Source organism: Pseudomonas fluorescens (assembly GCF_902497775.2).
Lineage (GTDB): Bacteria > Pseudomonadota > Gammaproteobacteria > Pseudomonadales > Pseudomonadaceae > Aquipseudomonas > Aquipseudomonas putida_F.
Genome location: NZ_OZ024668.1, coordinates 1,936,844 through 1,955,741 on the forward strand (window position 1 = coordinate 1,936,844; position 18,898 = coordinate 1,955,741).

An 18,898-nucleotide genomic window follows, 5' to 3' on the forward strand; every position below is an offset into this window, starting at 1 on the left:
ATGTGCAGTTGAAGGGGATAGAGCAGGGTTTGTGCCATGTTTTTAACTTGTTGAAACTAAAGGATTTTAGTTGATATTTTCTGAGCGATTGTTAGCTATTCAGCAGGGCGGTGTGGAATGCCTGCTGCTGGGGCAGCAATCGCGGGGCAACCCCGCTCCCACAGGCCCTGCGATCAGGTCGCCACGCGCGACGTCGAGCCGATCACCGCCTCCAGCACACTGAAATCAATCCAGTCACGCACATCGAAACGCCGCTCAATAAAGTTCCAGCGATGCAAAAAGTCAGTGAAGTCCTGCAACGCCTCGATCGAACGGCTATCGAGGGTAGTGCGCAAGCGCCGGTGGGCATCCTCGCCGTAGGCCGCAGCCACCCAGTACTCACTGGTGTTCAGCTCACGGGCCAGGTAACGCCGGGTTTCATCGGCATTGGCCCAGGCCCACTGCTCGGTGCGCAGCAGCACATCAACGATGCGCTTGCAGGCGCCGAAGTGCTGCTCCAGCAGGTTGATGTCCACGGTCAGGGTTCGCGGGGTGCCGTTGTTCGAGCGAATCAGCGGGTCAGGGTGGGAACCGGTGTCGATCACCACCCGCAAGCCGAACTCGTGGGCCAGTTGCAGGGCCGCGGCGCCTTTCAAGAAGATTGCGTCGATATCGCCGCGCAGCAGGCCGATCAGTTCGTTGTTACGGCGGCTGACCCGGTTCACGCCGAGGGTCACCGCCGCGCCATGCACATGGGTAACCTGCTCATCGCTGTGGGTGCCGCCATAGGGGTAGTCGACCAGCTCGACGTCAGCCACGTTCAGGCCTTCGAGCTTCAGCGCGTTCTCAAGCCCGCGCAGGGCCTGGGCGCGGGTGAAGTCGATCTGCACGTTGGCCCATTTCGGCAGGCCGAAACGGCGGTTCTTCAGGTCGCGCACGGTGCGCACGCCACTGTCTTCGGTGGTCAGGATCAACTGCACCTCATCGGCCCAGCTCAGGCCCAGCACGCGGGTCTGCACGCCGCTGGCATAGGCCCAGATCGCCGGGATGTTGCCGCCGTGGCGCACCGAGTTGCGCAGGTGATGGTCGTAATGGGCTTCGCGTACTTCGCGCTCGCTGGATTCGCGCAGCGACTGGATCGAGGTGCCCAGCGGCTGGAAGGCTTCGGCCAGGCGCCCGCTTTGCACGGCGATGCCAAGGCCGGTGGGCACTGGGCTGTGGGTGTACCAGAGGGTATCGAGGGGTGTGCTCATGTCAGGCTCCGGTCAGGCGCTGGCGGTCAGCGGCAGGCTGGCGAGCGGGGCCTGGCGCACCAGCGGCAGCACCTCCTGGCCGATGCGCAGGGCTTCTTCCAGGTGCGGATTGCCGGCCAGGATGAAGGTCGAGAAACCCGCGTCGCGGTACTCGGCCAGGCGTTCGGCGATGTTCTCGTGGCTGCCCACCAAGCCCACGGTTGGCCCCGGCTTGGCCTTGGCAAAACCGGCCCAGAGGTTGGCGCCGATGATCAGGTCGTCGAAGCGCTGGATATTCTGGTGATAGGCGGTTTGCCGCGCACCGCCGACCGAGTCGCTGGCGCTGGTGAAGGCCTTGGAGACGGCGCTGGGCTTGCCGTCGAGCTTGTCAAACTGACGGCGCAGGTCGCGCCAGGCAGCTTCCTCGGTTTCACGGGCGAACAGATCGACACGCAGGCCGAAACGCACCGTGCGGCCTTGCTTGTCGGCCAGCTCGCGCACGCGCTCGATGTGCGGCTTGAGCTGCTCCACCGGCTCCGCCCAGTTGAGGTAGACATCGGCGTGGCGGGCGGCGACTTCCAGCGCGGGGTCGGAGAACCCGGAGAAATACACCCCCGGCTTGCGCTCGTTGCCCAGGTGCGGCGCCAGCGCGCCGTTCTCCAGACGATAGATGTCGCCGTCGTAAGAGAAGCGCTCGTTGCTCCACAGCCCCTGGATGATGTCGAGGAACTCGCCGGTACGTTTGTAGCGCTGGTCGTGGTCGAGAAAATCACCTTGGGCGCGTTGGCTGACCGGGTTGCCGCCGGTGATGATATTCCAGTCCAGGCGCCCGTGGCTCAGGTGCTGGAGGATCGCTGCCTGCTGGGCGGCATAGGCGGGCAGGGTCCAGGTGGCCTGGAAGGCAATCAGAAAACGCAACCGGCGGGTTTCCCGGGCCAGGGCTGCAGCGGCGATCCATGGTTCGGGGCCGGTAGGCAGCAGCGCGCCTTCAAAGCCTGCAAGTTCGGCGGCCTTGGCCACCTGGGCGATGTAGTCGATGTAGGTGAAGCCGTCGGCGCTGCCGTCCTGCAGCAGGCCAGGGGCGATATGCCCGGGTGTGCGGCTGAAGCTGCCGCGGTTGTGCTTGTCGGTGCTCAGTTGCGGGCCGTCGGTGCCCAGGGGCAGACGCCAGAAGAATTCGGTGCTCATGGCTGTTCCTCGGTGAATGTAAGGACAGTGGTGCAACGCCCATGCCACGCCGCGCGGGCCCGTAATCACTGGGGGTTGAGGGCAGGGGTGTTGCCAGGGCAGCAACCGGTCAGCAGTGGCTGCGGCGATTGCAGCACAAACATCGCGGGTCAAGCCCACAGGTTGGACTGCCCCTGTGGGAGCGGGCTTGCCCCGCGAAAAGGCCCTCAACTAGCTTGCAATTCAGCACCGTGCTGATAGCGCCGGTACAACGCTGCATATTCGCCACCCCTTTCCAGCAACTGCTGATGCGGCCCTTGTTCCACCAGCTTGCCCTCGCGAATCAGCACGATCCGCTCCGCATCGCGGATGGTCGCCAGGCGGTGGGCGATGATGATCGCCGTACGCCCCTGGCACAGCCGCCGCAGCGCGTGCTGGATGCGCCGCTCAGTGTGCACGTCGACCGCCGAGGTGGCCTCGTCCAGCACCAGCACCGCAGGGTCTGCCAGGTGCGCGCGCACCAGGCACACCAATTGGCGCTGGCCCTGGCTCAGGTGACTGCCCAACGGCCCGACCTGGGTCTGGTAGCGATGTGGCAGGCGCTCCAGCACCTCGTCGGCACCCAGCTCGCGCACTGCGGCAATCAAGGTCTGATCATCGGCATCCGGTGCGGCCAGGCGCAGGTTGTCGAGGATGCTGCCGTTGAACAGCACGTTGTCCTGCAGCACCACACCGACATGCCGGCGCAGTTGCTGCTGGCTGAGCTGGCGGATATCGACACCATCCAGGGTCACGGCGCCGTGATCCACTTCATAAAAGCGCGTGAGCAACTGCACCAGGGTGCTTTTGCCATGCCCGGACGGGCCGACAATGGCCAGCACTTCACCGGCATCGATGCGCAGGTCGAGGCCGTCAATCACCGGGCGGGTGGGTTGTGGCAGGTAGGCAAAACGCACCTGTTGGAAGTGCACCTCGCCACGGGCCCGGGGCAAGTCTATCGGCGCCACCGGGTCGAGGATCTGCGGCGCCGTGTCGAGCAGCAGGAAGATCCGCTGGGCCGAGGCGGAACCGGTGGCATAGCGCTCGAACAAGTCAGTCAGCTCTTGCAGCGGGCCGAGGAACAGCATCACGTAGAACAGGCTTTCGCCGACCTGGCCGACCGTGACCGTGCCCTCGGCCAGGCTGTAGCCGCCGACCAGCACCAGCACTGCCATGCCGGCTGCGGTGAGCAGCGCGGTAAAGGGCGCGAACCAGCCCGAACGCAGGCTGCCGATGATCAGCGCGTGGTTGAAGCCGTGCAGCAGTTGTTTGTAACGGGCCAGGTTCGGTGGCTGCTGACCGGTTTGCTGCAGCAGGCGAACACCGCTGACGCTCTCGACCAGGTGCGCGGTGAAGCGGCTGCGCTGTTCGGCGACCTGGGCCCAGTTGCGCTGGGCGATGCGCTTGAAGGCCCAGGTCGCCGTCAGCAGCAGCGGTACGCTACCGATCAGGCTGAAAAAGAACAGCGGCTCGATCAGCCACAGCATCACTGCCGCCAGGCTGCAGCGCAGCAGGGCGCCGAGCAGCTCGGGCGGGCCCTGGATCAGCAGCGGCTCGAGGGCATCGACGTCGCGGTCGGCGCGAGAAATGATGCGCCCGGCGCGGGTGCGGTCGAAGTAGCCGACACTCAAGGCCTGGACGTGGGCAAACACCCGTACCCGCAACTGGTTGAGTACCTGAATTGCCGCACTGCCGGCAATGTACTGCGACACCCCGGCGAGCAGAAAGCGCCCCAGCCAACTGGCCGCCAGGCCCAACCCCAGCCACAGCACCAGTGGCTGGTCGAGCAGCCAGCGGTTGCCGTCGTGGATCAGGCCGCGGTCGAGCAGTTCACGAACGAACCAGGGGCGCAAGAACACGGTGAACACCAGCACCAGCTCCAGGCCAATGACCCAGGCAATCTGCCTGCGCACCGGCCGCAACAACGGCAGCAGGCGCTGGAACATGCTGCGGTCGAGGGCTTTTTTCGCCAGCAGCTCTTCGATTTCGATATCGCTCAGGGCGTTGCCCGGCAGTGGCTTAGCCATGGTCGATCCCCAGCAGGTCACGGTAGGTCGGGTTGCGTTGCAGCAGTTGTGCGTGGGTGCCGCTGTCGGCGATGGCGCCGTTGTCGAGCAGCAGCACACGGTCGGCGCGTTGCACCGTGGAGACCTTGCTGGCGATCAGCAGCAGGGTGGTGGCAGCCGGTTGCTGGCGCAGGTTGTCCAGCACCTGGCCTTCGCTCAGCGCATCCAGGGCGCTGGTGGCGTCGTCCAGGCAGAGGATGGCGGGCGCGGCGAGCAAGGCCCGAGCCAGGCACAAGCGCTGGCGCTGGCCACCGGAGAGGGTCACGCCGCGATCGCCAAGCGGGCTGGCGAGGCCCGCGGGCAGGCGTTCGAGGATGTCGTCGGCGCCGGCCTGGTGCAGGGCCTGAAGCAGTTGTTCGTCGCTGGCGCCGGGTGCGCTCAGGCGCAGGTTGGCGGCCAGGCTGTCGGCGAACAGAAAGCTCTCTTGGGGCACTACGTGCACGCGCCGGCGCAGGTCGCTCAGGTCCAGCTGGCGAATGTCCTGCCAGCCGGATTGCGCGTTGCCCAGCAGCAGCCGGCCTTCGGCAACATCGCTCAGGCGCGGCAACAGGCTCGCCAGCAGGCTCTTGCCGGTGCCGGTGGCACCGACCAGGGCGACGGTTTCACCCGCTGCCAGCTCGAAGGTGCAGTGGCGCAGGATCGCCTGGCCGCCACCGGGGGCGGCGACGCTGACGTTGTCGAACTTCAGCGCCAAGGGCCCCTCGGGCAAGCGCTGACTGCCGCCGACAATCAGCGCCGGGGCATCCAGCAACTGCCAGATGCGCCCGGCCGAGGCGCGGGCATCGGCGAAGGTCTGCATCACCCGGCCAATGCCTTCGATGCGAAACACCAGGGTGGTGGCGATCAGCAGCGAGGTCACCAGTTCGCCAATGCCGATCCGGCCTTCTGCGGCCAACTGTGCACCGATCACCAGTATCCACACGTGCCCCAGCGCGACCACCGCCTGCGGCAGCGGAATCCGCGAACTGGCATAGGCCAGGGCCTGGCGCGCCAGGGTGCTGAACTGCTGGACCTGGCGCTCGAAGCCGTCGATGCGCTGGGCCTGCAGGCCGAACGACTTGATCACCCGCACCGCGCCAATGCCTTCGGCCAGGTCCTGGTTGACCCGGTCGTAGGCGGCGCCGACCGCGCGGTCGAGGCTGACCAGGCGCTCGGTTTGCAACACGAAAATCCACACCCCGAGCACCGTCAGCAGCAGCGGCCCGAGTGCCAGCAACGGGTGGTACCAGGCCAGCAGGCCGACGGTGGCCAGTATCACCAGCGGCGTTTCGACCAACTGCCGCCAGAAGCTCACCAGCGCATCGCGAACCTTGTCGGCATCGCGGGTGGTGCGGGTGACCATCTCGCCCATGCCGTGCTGCCAGTGATAGCCCAGGTGCAGGCGCAGCACCTGCTCCAGCAGGCGTTCGCGCAGGCGTGTCAGCAGCGCCTGGCCAAGAATCAGCGAGCCGATGGCCGCCGCGTACTGCAGCAACGCCCGGCCCAGGGCGACGCCGAGGATCAGCCAGAACCAGCCCCAGGCGCGCTGGCCGTCGAGGCTGCCATCGGCCAGGCGCTGCACCGCCGTGCCGGCGCTGACGTCGTTGAGGGCGTGGCCGATCAGCCATTGCTGCCAGACCAGGCCGAGGTTGATGGAAACGAACAGCCCGGCGACCAGGGCGAAACGCCAGGGCATTTCGCGGTAGATCGCCAGGCTGCGCAGCAGCGGGTGTCGAGGGCTCATGAAGGACTCGCGGCAGATGGAAGGGTGCGCTCAGCGGCTGGCGCCGGCCTTTTGCTTGGCATTGAGGATGGCGGTGTATTCGCCTGGGTCGATGCCGTTGAGGTAGTAGTTGCCGACGTGGTGCAAGCGCCAGCGGATCGGGTCGTGGGTGGTGTGCACCCGGGCGTTGCGCCAGAAGCGGTCGAGGTTCCACTTGCTTAACGACGAGCTGGCGCCGAGCAGCGAGAAGAGGTCGCTGGAGATCTTCAGCGCAGCGCCATCGGAATGGGCGCGGGCGGTGGCCACCGAGAGGATCAGCTCGTCTTGCAGGGCTTTGTTGTCCGGGTCCTGCTCGTGGGTGTCGAAGGTCCGCGCGGCATCGCGCAGCAGCGATTCGGCGGCACGCAGGGCCACCGCGTACTCGCCGATCTGGCGGATGATATGCGGCTCTTCACTGGCCCGTTCCACCTCGCTCTCGACCCATGGCCGGGCGTGCTGGTTGAGGTAGTCGATGCCGGCCTGCAGAGCGCCGGCGGCGATGCCGGTGTCGATGGCGGCGTGGAGGATCTGCGGGAAGGTCAGGCCGGTGCGCTTCATCGGGCCCTGGCGGCGCAGCACGTAACGCTCGTCCAGTTCGATGTTGTCGAAGATCACCGTGCCACTGACCGAATTGTTCTGGCCAAAGGCGTCCCAGTCATCGACCAGGGTCAGCCCGGGAGTATCGCGGTGCAGCAGCACACCGGCGCCGCCGTCATCGCTGGCGGCGGTCAGCGAGATCCACTCGGCCAGGTAAGCGCCTGTGGAGTAGAACTTGCTGCCGTTGAGGATCAGCTTGCCATCGGCACGGCGTTCGACCCGGGTCTTGAGGGCGAACTTGTTCTTGCCGCCGACCTCGGCCAGGGCATTGCCCAAGCGCTTGCCGGCCAGCACATCGGCAATTACCCGATCGCGCACCTCGTCCGGGTAGCCGCTGAGCACGCCGCGCAGCATCACGTTGTGAATCTGCAGCAACTGGCCGACGCCGCCGTCGGCGCGGGAGATGATCCGTACGGTTTCGACGATGGTTTCCACCGCCGCGCCCAGGCCGCCGAGCGCTACCGGTACGCCAATGGCGGTGATACCACTGTCGGACAGCAACTGCGCCTGGCGCCGGGGCAGTTCGCGGTTGAGCAACGGGTCGGCGGCGAGGGCGGCGATTTCCTCGGCAATGTCATGGGCGGCGGCGATGGCCTGGGCGGGGCTGTGCAGGCGACGGGGCAGGGTACTCACGATAGGGCTTCCTTGAATAAACAGGTACCCAGGGCCTTGAGCAGGTTCTGTGCCAGTGGCGGCGAAGCCCCGTGCGGCAAGGCTTACGGCGCTTTTGCCAACAGCCTGTGTTGCTGGAGCAGCAATCGGCTGCCGATTGTTGCTGTGGCAGCAGCAGGGCTGCACCCGTACTGCTGGCAGATCAGCAGTCAACCTTCACGAAAACACGCAAAGCCCAATGAAATCAGGGATTTGCCGAGTTGGCACGGGCGCTGCAATAGCTCAGGCAAAGGCCACCTGGCCGATTCGATCCGCTTGATGGAGCATGCCCATGACAATCGCCGCCACCTTGCCGCTGCCTAGCGCCACGAAGCTTGAGCAACTCTGGTTCACCCGCTGCCCCGTGCCAACCGCGTCCGGCATCGCCTACACCTTGGGCTGGCTCACCGAAGAGTTCGCCGCCGACGGCCTACCGGTAGAAACCCTGCAGCACGCCCGGCAACTGGGCCATCACCACTACGATCACCAACTGCCCGGGCTGTTTCGCGAGGGCGGCAATGTTCCGGCTCTGGCGGCCCGCGCCGCCGGTGCACCGAGCCGGCTGATCGGCCTGACCTGGATCGAGGAATGGCAGACCATCCTGGTCCGCCCCGACTCAGGCATCTGCAGCGCCGCCGATCTCAAAGGCAAGCGCCTGGCGTTGCCGGCCTGGGGCGCCAACCGTCCCGGCAGCATCGCCCGGGCCATGAGCCTGCACGGCTACAAGGGCGCCCTGAGCCTGGCCGGCCTGAGCTTCGATGATGTCCAGCTGGTGGAAGTGGCGCTGCAATCCCAGGACGACGCGCCGACCCCGCAGCAGGGTTTGCAGCGGCTGTGGTCGGGCCTGGATTACCTGGTGCGCGGCGAGGTCGATGCGGTCTATGTCAAGGGCGCCGCCGCCGCCGATGCGGCCCGGCGCCTGGGCCTGGTGGTGGGTATCGACCTGGACCAGATCGCCGACCCACGCAATCGCATCAACAACGGCACGCCACGGCCAATTACCGTGCACCAGAGCCTGCTCGACGAGCACTTCGAGCTGGTGGTGCGCTTTCTCGCCCAGACCCTGCGCGCCGCCGACTGGGCCCGTGACAACCGCGACGGCCTGTTGCGCATTCTGCAGGACGAAACCCGCGCCGGCGCTCAAGGCGTCGATGAAGCCTACCGCGGCGACTTCCATACCACCCTGGCCCCGGACCTTTCGGCCGAGCGCCTGGCCTACCTCGATATCCAGAAAACCTTCCTCAACCTGCACGGCTTTCTCGAAGCCGATTTTGCCCTGGCCGACTGGGTCGACCCGCGTCCACTGCAAGCCGCCCAGCAACTGCTGGCCGAACGCCGCGCCCGCGCTTAAAGGAGCATTGCCATGACCGTACTGACCACCGACCACTTGATCGACGCCGAGCTGAAAACCTTCATCGAGCAGGTGATCAACGAGGCCGATCAGGCCTTCACTGTGTTCCGCGAAACCAACACCATCACCGCCAACGGCACCGTCGGCTTTATCGAGCGGGTACCGGGCCGCGAGCTGCTGGTGTCGGTCAACTACCCGGGACCGTGGGATTACCGCAAACCGCTGCAGGCCACGGTCAGCGACCTGGCCGGCAACCTGGTGCATGGCCAGGGCAAGGGCGGCCTGGGCCGCTACGCCAAGCTGTTGCGCGAGCAGCCGCAGATCACTACGGTGTCCCACGTGCACTCGCCGTACCTCGGCGCCTGGGCGCAGACCCAGCGCACCTTGCCGTTCAACTACGTGCCGGTGCAGCGCTTCCAGCTGGCCCGCGAGCTGCCGACCTACATCGACCGCCGCCAGGACGAGGTCGATTTCATCCTCGAACGCCTGGCCGAGAACCCGTTCACCCCGGCCATCCTTGAAGCCAACGGTGGCGCCACGGTCTGGGGCCAGCAGGGCCTGCGCGCCACTGCCGAGTTCATCGTGCTGCTGGAGGAGGGCGCGCAACTGCAACTGCTGGCCGAAGCCATTGGCGGCTCGCGGCCTTTTGGCCCGGGCGTGCTCACCCAGCAATGGCAGATGAGCAAGCTGATCGACAAGGCCAACGAGCTGGGCCTGATTCCCGCCACCGACCGCATTCGCGCCTGAGGAAAGACCATGGCAGTCAAGATTCTCTGGTACCTGACCAGCCCCGATGGCCCCTATCCGTGGGAAGCCCAGGGGCGCTGGAAAACCGATTTCGCCCACCTCAAGCAACTGGCGGTGGCCAGCGACCGCCTCGGTTACTACGGCTCGCTGCTGGGGTCGAGCCCCAACGAAAGCCTGGCGGTGGCCGCCGCGCTGATCGACGCCACCGAGCGCCTGCGCTTTCTGGTGGCCCAGCATCCGGGCGAACTGTCGCCAGCAGTGCTGGCCAAGTGGGCGCTGACCTTCGATGCGTTCTCCAACGGCCGCCTGCTGTTCAACGTGGTCAACGGTAGCGATGCCGGCCTGGCGACCCTGGGCGTGCATTATCCGCACGATGAGCGCTACCAGTTCAGCCTGGAATACTGGCGCGCGTTCCAGAGCATCTATGCCGGTGAAACCGCAGGCTTTGACGGCCAGTACGTCAAGCTCGCGCCACGCCCGGCTGCGGCGGCGCGTCACCCGCTGGGCGGCTGGCATCCGCCAAAGCGCGCCAGCGTGCCGCTGTGGGGCGCCGGCACGTCCGGCCCAGGGGTTGCCCATTCGGTGCAACTGCTCGACGTGTACCTGAGTTTTGCCGACACCCCGCCAAAGCTGGGCGACAAGTTCCGCCGGGTGGCGGCTGAGGCGGCGAAGATCGGGCGCGAGCTGACCTTCGGCACGCGCCTGCAGATCATCGTGCGCGAAACCGAAGAAGAGGCCTGGGCCCACGCCGAGAAGCTGCTGCAACAGACCTCACTGGCCACCGCCCGTGCGGCGATTGAACGCCAGTTGCCGCCAGGGCAGACCCTGGAGACCTTCAGCAGCGACAACCCGCAGATCCAGCGCAATGTGCAGAGCATCCGCGACGGCCGCCTGCCCGCGGCGCGGGAGCTTGAGATCTACCCCAACGTCTGGACCGGCCCGAGCCTGTTCGGTTTCAACATCCTCGGCCCTGCGGCCGGCACCTACCTGGTCGGCAGTGCCGAGCAGGTGGCCGAACGGATTCGCGAGTACGAGGCCCAGGGCACTTCGGCGTTCATCCTCTCGGGCTTTCCGCTGATCGATGAAGCCCACCGGGTTGCCGACCTGCTGTTCCCCTTGCTGGACCTTGACCACGGTTTCGACATTCCGCGCCTGAGTGCGCGCACGGTTGCCGAACCGGCTTAAGGAGTTGCCCATGCCAAACGAATTTTCCCGCCGGGTGTTTCTCGGCAACAGCCTGGCCGTCGGTGGCGGCCTGTTGCTCGGCTCCAGCCTGCTCACAGGTTGCGGCGGCGGGGAGCCGGCCGCGGTTGCTGCCATCACCCGGCCAACCCAGCCGGTACGCGGCGGGCGCCTGCGGGTCGGCATCATCGATGGCGACCAGGCCGGCAACCTCGATGCGCACAAGCCATCTGGCGGCGGGATCATTCGCGGCTGGGCGTTGTACAGCAAGTTCTGGGAATGGAACGACGACGTCAGCACGCGCCTGGGTCTGGCCGAGTTCGCCGAGCCCAACGCCGATGCCAGCGCCTGGACCATCCGCATCAAGCCGGGCCTGGAGTTCCACCACGGCAAGAGCATCAGCGCCGACGACATGCTGTTCTCGATCCTGCGCCTGACCGATCCGAAGCTGGCTTCGCCGTTTGCCGGGCTGGTCGGCGCGATCGACCGCCAGGCCCTGCGCAAGCTCGACGAGCGCACCATCGAAATCCGCTTCAAGCAGGGCCGTAGTTTCTTCCCCCTGGATGAAACCCTGATCGCCTTCGGCGGCATCGTGCCGACTGATTACGACCCGGTGAGCAACCCAGTGGGGGCGGGGCCTTACCGGCTGAAAAGCTTCGTGCCGGGCCAGCGTGCGCTGTTCACCCGCTTCGAGAACTACTTCAAACCCAACCAGCCCTATGCCGACGAGCTGGAGATCATCGAATTCAAAGACCAGGTGTCGCGGGTCGCGGCCCTGCGCGCCGGGCAGATCGATGTAGCCAGCGGCGTGCAGGCCGAGCACAGCGCCTTGATCAAGGCCGACCCACGGCTGCAACTGGTGGTGTCGCCGACCACCTCGTTCAGCGGTTTCAACCTCAACACCGCCAAGGCGCCATTCCAGGACGAGCGGGTGCGCCAGGCCTTCCGCCTGCTGGCCGACCGGCAGGAGCTGATCGGCCGTGGCCTCAATGGTTTCGGACGCATCGCCAACGACCTGTATTCGCCGCAAGACCCGACCTACAACCACGCCATCGCCCAGCGCGGCTACGACCTCGACCAGGCGCGCTCGCTGCTGCGCCAGGCTGGCGCAACCGACCTGCGGGTCGAGCTGACGACTACCGCCAACGAAGTCAACGCCGCCCTGGTGTTCGCCCAGCAGGCGAAGAAGGCCGGGGTCGAGGTCAAGGTCACTCCGGTGGACAGCTCAGTGTTCAACGGCCCGCAGAAAGAGCAGTGGCTGATGTCGCCAGGCTCCACGCCCGCCCGTGGTTTTCTTGCCACCGGCCTGCACAACGATGCACCGCTGGCGATCTACAACCGCAGCAATTTTCGCGACGAGCGTTTCTGCGAACTGTTCACCCAGGCCCTCGGCCAGCCGGATCTGGAACGGCGCAAGCAACTGGTACACGAGGCCCAGACCATCCAGCACCAGCGCGGCGGCTTGCTGATCTGGGGCTTTACCGACGTGCTCGACGCCGCCTCCAGCAAGGTCGGCGGCCTGCACGGCGAACAGACGACTTTCGCCTCCTGGCGCTTTGACAGCTTGTGGTTGAACCATGCCTGAACCGTGCGCACGAACCTCCCGACTCCCTGCCTGGCTGCCCTGGTTCATCGGCCGCCTGGGCTATGGCCTGCTCACCGCCTGGGTCATCAGCCTGGTGGTGTTCATCGCCACCCAGGCGCTGCCGTCGGACCCGGCGCGGGTCATCCTCGGCCCCGAGGCGCCGCTGGAAAGCGTGCTGACCCTGCGCGAGCAACTGGGCCTGAACCGGCCAATCCTGGTGCAGTATTTGAGCTGGCTCGGCCAGGTGCTGCGCGGTGACCTGGGTATCTCGCTGGATTCCAACCAGCCGGTGGCCTCGATCATTTTCAGCCGTTTCGGCAATACCCTGGCGTTGCTGGCCGGGGTGCTGGTGCTGGTGGTGCCGCTGGCCTTGAGCATCGGCGTCAGCCTGGCCCTGCGCCGCGACAGCCGCCTGGACCGATTTGGCCTGTCGGCGCTGATTTTTCTCAAGGCCACCCCGGGTTTTTTGCTGGCCATCGGCCTGGTGCTGTTGTTCTCCATGCCCCAGGTCAACCTGCTGCCGGCAGTGTCGATCCTCGATCCGGACAAGGCCCTGTGGCAGCAGCTTGAATACCTGTTGCTGCCGATCTTCGCCCTGAGCCTGTCGTCGCTGCCGTACCTGGCGCGCATGGTCCGCGCCTCGATGATTGAAGCATTGGACTCGGACTACGTCAGCGCGGCGCGCCTGCGCGGCATCGCCGAATGGCGCATCGTCTGGCGCCACACCTTGCCCAATGCCCTGGTGCCGGCGATCCAGGGTGTGGCCCTGACCCTGCGGACCCTGATCGGCGGGGCGTTGCTGGCCGAGGTGATCTTCAGCTACCCAGGCATCGGCACCCAACTCAACAGCGCGATCCAGATGCGCGACCTGCCGCTGGTACAGGGCGTGGTGCTGGTGATCACCCTCGGGGTGGTGCTGATCAACCTGATAGCTGACCTGCTCACTGTCCTGCTCACCCCAAAACTGCGCACCGCCCGCCGCGCCACCCTGATCCAGCGCAACCGCCGTGGCATCCAGAGCTGGTGGCGGCGCCCGGCGGCCAAAGCCCCTTGAGAGGAATAGCCCATGTTCAATCCACGCTGGTGGCGTGAGCCACAGATTCGCCGCGGCGCCCTGGTGACCCTGGCCGTCGTCCTCCTGGCCCTGTTCGGCCCTTTGCTTGCGCCCCATGCGCCCACCGACATGGTCGGCGGGGTCTACGCTGCACCGGCAGCGGAGGCGCCGCTGGGCCATGATTTTCTCGGCCATGACGTGCTATCGCGCTTGCTCAATGGCGGCTTGTCGATGTTGTGGATGTCGCTGGCAGCCGCGGCGATTGCCTTGATGGTCGGCACCGTGCTGGGCTTGCTGGCTGGCCTGTCGCGTCAACGGCTGGACCAGGCGATCACTTGGCTTGCGGATGTCTGGCTGGCGTTTCCCGACCTGATCCTGGTGCTGTTGATCGTCTCGATGCTCGGCCGGGCGCCGTGGCTGATCGTGCTGACCGTGGCCATCGCTTTCACCCCGGGGGTGATCCGCCTGGCCCGTGGCAGTGCGGTGGCGGTGGCCAGTCAGGAGTTCGTCGAGGCGGCGCAGATGATGGGCTTTTCGCGCACACGGATCCTCTTGCGCGAGATCCTGCCCAACGTGCTCACGCCGTTGCTGGTGCACTTTGGCAACATGCTCACCTGGGGCATCGGCATGCTTTCGGGCTTGAGTTACCTGGGCTACGGCGTGGCGCCACCGGCTGCCGACTGGGGCCTGATGATCAACGAAAACCAGGCTGGCCTGCTGGTCCAGCCCTGGGCGGTTTTGGCCCCGGCGCTGCTGATCGGGGTGTTCGCCTACGGCACCAATATCTTCGCCGAAGGCATTGCCCGGCACAGCGCGGGAGAATGCCGATGAATTCCTATGCCCTGGCTCTGCATGCACCGACCCCTGTGGGAGCGGGCTTGCCCCGCGAAAAGCCAGCCCTGCTGGTGCAAAACCTGCGGGTAGAACTCACCCCCGACGCCGACATCATCGACCACATCAACTTCACCCTGGCCCCCGGTGAAATCCTCGGCCTGGTGGGTGAGTCCGGCTCAGGCAAGACCACCCTGGCCACCGCCTTACTGGCCCATGCCCGCCGGGGTGCGCACATTGCCGCCGGGCGGGTGCAGGTTGCCGACGCCAGCCTGCTCGAACTGCACGGCGAAGCCCTGCGCCAGGCTCGCGGCGGGCTGATCGGCTATGTCGCCCAGGACCCCGCGCAAGCGCTGAACCCGGCCCGGCGCATCGGCCCGTTGCTACTGGAAACCCTGCACGCCCACGAGCCGCAGCTGGCAAAAGCGGCGCAGCAACAGCGCCTGCAACAGACCTTGATCGACGTCGGCCTGCCTGGCGATGCCGAGTTTCTACGGCGCTTCCCTCATCAGCTTTCCGGCGGCCAGCAGCAGCGGGTGATGCTCGCCCTGGCGTTCGTCCTGCGCCCACGGCTGATCGTCCTTGACGAGCCGACCACGGCCCTGGACGTCAGCACCCAGGCGCACATCCTGAAAACCCTGCGCCGGCTGTGCAAAGAGCAGGGCGTGGCGGCGGTGTACGTGTCCCACGACCTGGCGGTGATCAAGGACCTGGTCGACCGGGTGATGGTCATGTACGCCGGGCGTATCGTTGAAGTTGCCAGCCGCGAACGGCTGTTCGCCCGTCCCAGCCATCCCTACACCCTGGGCTTGCTGGCGGCGATCCCGGATGTTGCCCGTCCGCATCCGCTGCAGGCGATTCCCGGCCATGCCCCGGCGCCGGGCCAGCGTGCGCATGGCTGCGCTTTCGCACCGCGCTGCCCGCGGCGTACGGCCGCCTGTGAGCAGGCTGAGCCAGGCTTGCAAACGCTTGAGACGCAGCAGCAAGTCGCCTGCCTGCACCCGCAGCTGCAGACCCAGCCGTCCGTAGCGGCGCTGCCGGTACGGGCCAGGCGGGCCGATCAGGCGCCGTTACTGGCCATCAGCAATCTGAACCTGACCTACGACCGCCAGGTGCTGTTCGACCTGGCCCTGGAAGTGCAGGCAGGCGAGTGCCTGGCGGTGGTCGGCGAGTCCGGCTCGGGCAAGACCAGCCTGGCCCGTACCCTGGCCGGGCTGGGCGACAACGCCAGCGGCGAGCTGAGCTTCGAGGCCCGGCCGTTGAGCCTGCTGGCCCGGCTGCGTCCCAGCGCAAGCCGTCATCGCATCCAGTACATTTTTCAGAACCCGTACCGCGCCTTGAACCCCCGGCAGACCGTTGGCCAATGCCTGCAGGCACCGCTGGAGCACTTCTTCAAGCTCAAGGGCCAGGCGTGCCGGGCGCGTATCGAGGCGGCGCTGCTGCGGGTGGCTTTGCCCGTCTCGGTAGCCGACAAGTATCCCCATCAGCTGTCGGGTGGCGAGCGCCAGCGAGTGGCGATTGCCCGCGCACTGGTGTGCGAACCGAGCGTGCTGATCTGCGATGAAGTGACTTCGGCATTGGACGTTTCGGTGCAGGCGGCGATCCTGACGCTGCTCAAGCAACTGCAAGGCGAGGGCATGACCCTGGTGTTCGTCACCCACGACTTGGGGGTGGTGCGGGCGATTGCCGATCGGGTGGTGGTGATCAAGGAGGGGCGGATTGTCGAGCAGGGTATTGTTGAAGCAGTGCTGGAGCGTCCCACGAACACTTATACTAAAAATTTAGTTTTTCATACGCCGAGGCTGTAAGAAGTCATGGGTTGCTCAGGCGCCAACACGTGAGCAGCCCATGCTGTAAGTTTTGAACATGTTTACAGTCGCTTGACTATCGTGAGATAGAATTCAACCTTCGCCCGGCCATCGCAGTCTGTGATGTAATCCCATTGGTCTGGGTATTCATAATGTTTGCCTTTGTACATCTGTAATGGGTTGCCGTTGTTGTTCAGGATTCGAATATTGTCGGTTGTCTCTTCAAGTGCGTCGCCGAGGACGCGTTCTCCATTTAACTCTAATTCAAAATAAACGTAATTGCCTTCCGGTGCAGTCCAGGCACCTACGTAACCCGTTTTACTGATGCTCATCGTCCTGTCTTTGTAAGCGCCACTGTTTACTTTTATTTTATATTTATTGTTGTTGGTTTGATGTTCAAAAATTAACTCGACGGATTCCGTATCTCTGGTGTTAAGCGTGAGCCAATCCTGATCAACCTGCTTGTAACTCGCCTCGAATGTGTCCCGCGCCTCGTCGAACAAATCGAATCGGGTCAACGTAACGGGTACGCGGCTATTTCGGTCGCCGTCAACTTTTCCGTGGAGCTTTGCAATAAATGAATTGGACATTTTTATCGCTCCTTGCTTGATGACATCAAGATGTTGATGTCGAGCCATAGTGGCGCGTTCGTAGGTCTGCGAAAACTAGCAAAAATAACAGTTATTGAAATTGTTTCGTTATAAGCTGCTCGTTTTTATAAACCAGTGGAGATAAACATTGTTATTTATGCTCTCCAAGGCGCTCCATGATCGAAACGCGCCTCAATCCATTGCTTGAGCGCGAGGGTCGCTGCGCTGTTGTAGCGGGCGCCGGGGCGCACGAAATAGATGCCGGCGTCGGCATCCAGTTGCCAGTCGGGCAGCACCCGCAGCAGGCGGCCGCTGTCCAGGTCGTGCTGCATCAGCCAGTCGCCGCCGGCGAGAATGCCGACTCCGGCGCGGGCGGCGGTCAGTAGCGCTTCGTTGTCGTTACTGACCAACGAGCCGCGCACTTTCACTGCCTGCTGCGGGCCAACGCCGGCCAGGCGCCATTCGGGCCAGGAGCGCAGGCCGGTAAAACCCAGGCAGTTATGGCCGGCGAGGTCGGCCGGGGTCTGCGGCTGGCCGTGCTGTTGCAGGTAGGCTGGCGCCGCACAGAGGATGCGCCGGTGCTCGCAGAGCTTGCGCGCCACCAGGCGGCTGTCGGCCAGCTCGCCAATGCGGATCGCGGCATCGAAGCCTTCGGCGACGATATCGACAAAGCGTTCGGCGTATTCGGTCTCAAGCGACACCTCGGGATACGCCAGGGCAAACTCGGCGAGCATCGGGCTCAGCCACAGCCGGCCCATGGACGAGGGCAGGGCGATGCGCAGCCGCCCGCGAACCTGGGTCGCGCCCTGGGCCGCTTCGCGTTCGGCTTCGCTGATCAGGCTGGCGGCCTGGCGCAGGCGCTCCACCAGCCGTGCACCCTCGTCGGTGAAACGCAACTGGCGGGTGGTGCGCTCGACCAGGCGAATTCCCAGGCGCTGTTCCAGGGCGCCCAGGCGCTTGGACAGTACCGACGGGTGGCGCTGCAGCAGGCGCCCGGCAGCGGCAAACGAGCCTTGCTCGAACAACGCCAGGAGGGTGGCAAATTCATCGGCCTGGCGACTGTCGAACGGGTCCATCGCGGTTACCTCGGTAGGTCAGGGCGTGAGGATGATCGCGCCCTGCGAGCGTCCTTGTTGCAGGTCTTCATGAGCCATGGCGGCGTCGGCCAAGGCATAGCGCTGCCAGATCTGCGGGCGAATGATACCTGCCGTCAGCGTTGCCAGCACCTTCTGGGCACGCTGCTGGTACTCGGCAGCGGTTGCCGTGTGCGCGGCCAGCGACGGCCGAGTGATGAACAACGAGCCCTTGGCGTTCAGCGTGCTCAGTTCGATGGCCGGCGGCGCACCCGAAGCCATGCCGCAGGACACCAGCAAACCGCGCGGGCGCAGGCTGTCCAGCGAAGCCTCGAACGACAGCCGGCCAATCGGGTCGTAGACCACGTCGAGCTTGCGGCCCTGGGTCAGGTCCAGCACCTGCGCGGCCAGGGTCGCGGCGTCGAACACCAGCACCTCGTCGCAACCGGCGGCGCGGGCGCGGGCGACGCTGTCCGGTTTCGAGACCACGCCAATGACGAACGCGCCCAGGTGTTTGGCCCACGGCACCAGCAACTGCCCCAAGGCACCGGCCGCGCCGTAGATCATCAGCCGCGTGCCGGGGCCGACCGGGTAGGTGCTGGTGAGCAGGTACTGGGCAGTGATGCCCTTGAACAGCACGGCGGCGGCTTCGTCCAGGCCGAGAGTGTCCGGCAGTTTGACCAGCCGCTCGGCGGGGTACAGCCGCGCGCTGGCGTAGGCCCCCAACGGCCCGGTGGCATAGCCGACGCGGTCACCGACGGCGACGTCGCTGACCCCGCGCCCTACCGCCGCCACGGTCCCGGCGCCTTCCAGGCCAAGGCCCGACGGCAGGGCGATGCGCACTTCGCCCTTGCGCTGGCTGACATCCAGCGGGTTGACGCCGATGGCCGCCTGCTCGAGCCAGACCTCGCCGGGGCCGGGTGCTTGCGCGGTGGTCTGTTCAAGGTGCAGAACGGCTGGGGCACCGGTTTGCTGAAGGCGGACTTGCATGACCATGGTTTGGGTTCCTGGAGCACGGTTGGGATGTGACCGAGGATAGGCAGTGGATATTTTCGCAGCAATAAGGCCGGGTGCAGATGATTGCTGCAAGTACTGCACTAATAGTGGGAGCGTTTCAGGTTCCGCCCTTGTAGGCATGCTCTGATGCCCAGGTTTAAACAGGTGGCAACTGCGCAGCGCTAAACCGGTGCATGCCGGCTGTTTAA

15 protein-coding genes are annotated in these 18,898 nt (G+C 65.6%); 7 read left to right on the forward strand and 8 right to left on the reverse strand.

The window, feature by feature from the left end; genetic code table 11:
* Positions 1-173: 173 nt before the first annotated feature.
* The 5 genes from F8N82_RS08840 to F8N82_RS08860 all read right to left on the reverse strand — a co-directional run bounded on the left by F8N82_RS08840 (position 174) and on the right by F8N82_RS08860 (position 7,454).
* The gene (locus F8N82_RS08840; protein ID WP_038994889.1) at positions 174-1,232 is read right to left on the reverse strand and encodes an ABC transporter substrate-binding protein; all 1,059 of its coding nucleotides are present in this window, start codon (positions 1,230-1,232) and stop codon (positions 174-176) included.
* Between the two features lie 12 nt (positions 1,233-1,244).
* Positions 1,245-2,399 carry an LLM class flavin-dependent oxidoreductase gene (locus F8N82_RS08845; protein ID WP_038994891.1) on the reverse strand — a complete coding sequence of 385 codons (1,155 nt, stop codon included), beginning with the start codon at positions 2,397-2,399 and terminating at the stop codon, positions 1,245-1,247.
* A gap of 206 nt (positions 2,400-2,605) precedes the next feature.
* Positions 2,606-4,444 (reverse strand): ABC transporter ATP-binding protein, encoded by a 1,839-nt coding sequence (locus F8N82_RS08850; protein ID WP_038994892.1) that lies wholly within the window; start codon positions 4,442-4,444, stop codon positions 2,606-2,608.
* Positions 4,437-6,206, reverse strand: a complete 1,770-nt coding sequence (locus F8N82_RS08855; RefSeq protein WP_038994893.1) for an ABC transporter ATP-binding protein — start codon at positions 6,204-6,206, stop codon at positions 4,437-4,439. The genes F8N82_RS08850 and F8N82_RS08855 overlap by 8 nt, the downstream gene beginning before the upstream one ends.
* 30 nt (positions 6,207-6,236) lie before the next feature.
* Entirely contained in the window at positions 6,237-7,454 is a 1,218-nt protein-coding gene (locus tag F8N82_RS08860) for an acyl-CoA dehydrogenase family protein (RefSeq protein WP_095162913.1), read from the reverse strand.
* Positions 7,455-7,764: 310 nt separating this feature from the next.
* Between F8N82_RS08860 and F8N82_RS08865 the strand changes: the two genes are divergently transcribed.
* From F8N82_RS08865 to F8N82_RS08895, 7 genes are read left to right on the forward strand one after another with little or no spacing between them, the layout of a single operon-like run.
* A complete protein-coding gene (locus tag F8N82_RS08865; protein ID WP_038994894.1) occupies positions 7,765-8,823 on the forward strand; it encodes an ABC transporter substrate-binding protein in 1,059 nt (352 codons plus the stop codon).
* A gap of 12 nt (positions 8,824-8,835) precedes the next feature.
* On the forward strand, positions 8,836-9,570 hold the full coding sequence (locus F8N82_RS08870) for a class II aldolase/adducin family protein (RefSeq protein ID WP_038994896.1): 735 nt from the start codon (positions 8,836-8,838) through the stop codon (positions 9,568-9,570).
* 9 nt (positions 9,571-9,579) lie between these two features.
* On the forward strand, positions 9,580-10,755 hold the full coding sequence (locus F8N82_RS08875; protein WP_038994897.1) for an LLM class flavin-dependent oxidoreductase: 1,176 nt from the start codon (positions 9,580-9,582) through the stop codon (positions 10,753-10,755).
* Between the two features lie 10 nt (positions 10,756-10,765).
* A complete protein-coding gene (locus F8N82_RS08880; RefSeq protein WP_038994898.1) occupies positions 10,766-12,337 on the forward strand; it encodes an ABC transporter substrate-binding protein in 1,572 nt (523 codons plus the stop codon).
* Positions 12,330-13,391 carry an ABC transporter permease gene (locus tag F8N82_RS08885; RefSeq protein WP_038994899.1) on the forward strand — a complete coding sequence of 354 codons (1,062 nt, stop codon included), beginning with the start codon at positions 12,330-12,332 and terminating at the stop codon, positions 13,389-13,391. The genes F8N82_RS08880 and F8N82_RS08885 overlap by 8 nt, the downstream gene beginning before the upstream one ends.
* A gap of 12 nt (positions 13,392-13,403) precedes the next feature.
* Positions 13,404-14,222: an ABC transporter permease gene (locus F8N82_RS08890; protein WP_038994900.1), complete on the forward strand. Its 819-nt coding sequence runs from the start codon at positions 13,404-13,406 to the stop codon at positions 14,220-14,222.
* Positions 14,219-16,030, forward strand: a complete 1,812-nt coding sequence (locus tag F8N82_RS08895) for an ABC transporter ATP-binding protein (protein ID WP_052251436.1) — start codon at positions 14,219-14,221, stop codon at positions 16,028-16,030. The genes F8N82_RS08890 and F8N82_RS08895 overlap by 4 nt, the downstream gene beginning before the upstream one ends.
* 62 nt (positions 16,031-16,092) lie before the next feature.
* On the opposite strand, the gene F8N82_RS08900 is transcribed toward F8N82_RS08895, so the two are convergent.
* The 3 genes from F8N82_RS08900 to F8N82_RS08910 form a co-directional block, all read right to left on the reverse strand.
* Positions 16,093-16,620 (reverse strand): hypothetical protein, encoded by a 528-nt coding sequence (locus tag F8N82_RS08900; RefSeq protein WP_038994901.1) that lies wholly within the window; start codon positions 16,618-16,620, stop codon positions 16,093-16,095.
* A 155-nt stretch (positions 16,621-16,775) separates the two neighbouring features.
* Entirely contained in the window at positions 16,776-17,696 is a 921-nt protein-coding gene (locus tag F8N82_RS08905) for a LysR family transcriptional regulator (protein ID WP_038994902.1), read from the reverse strand.
* 18 nt (positions 17,697-17,714) lie between these two features.
* Positions 17,715-18,689: a quinone oxidoreductase family protein gene (locus F8N82_RS08910; protein ID WP_038994903.1), complete on the reverse strand. Its 975-nt coding sequence runs from the start codon at positions 18,687-18,689 to the stop codon at positions 17,715-17,717.
* Positions 18,690-18,898: the final 209 nt, after the last annotated feature.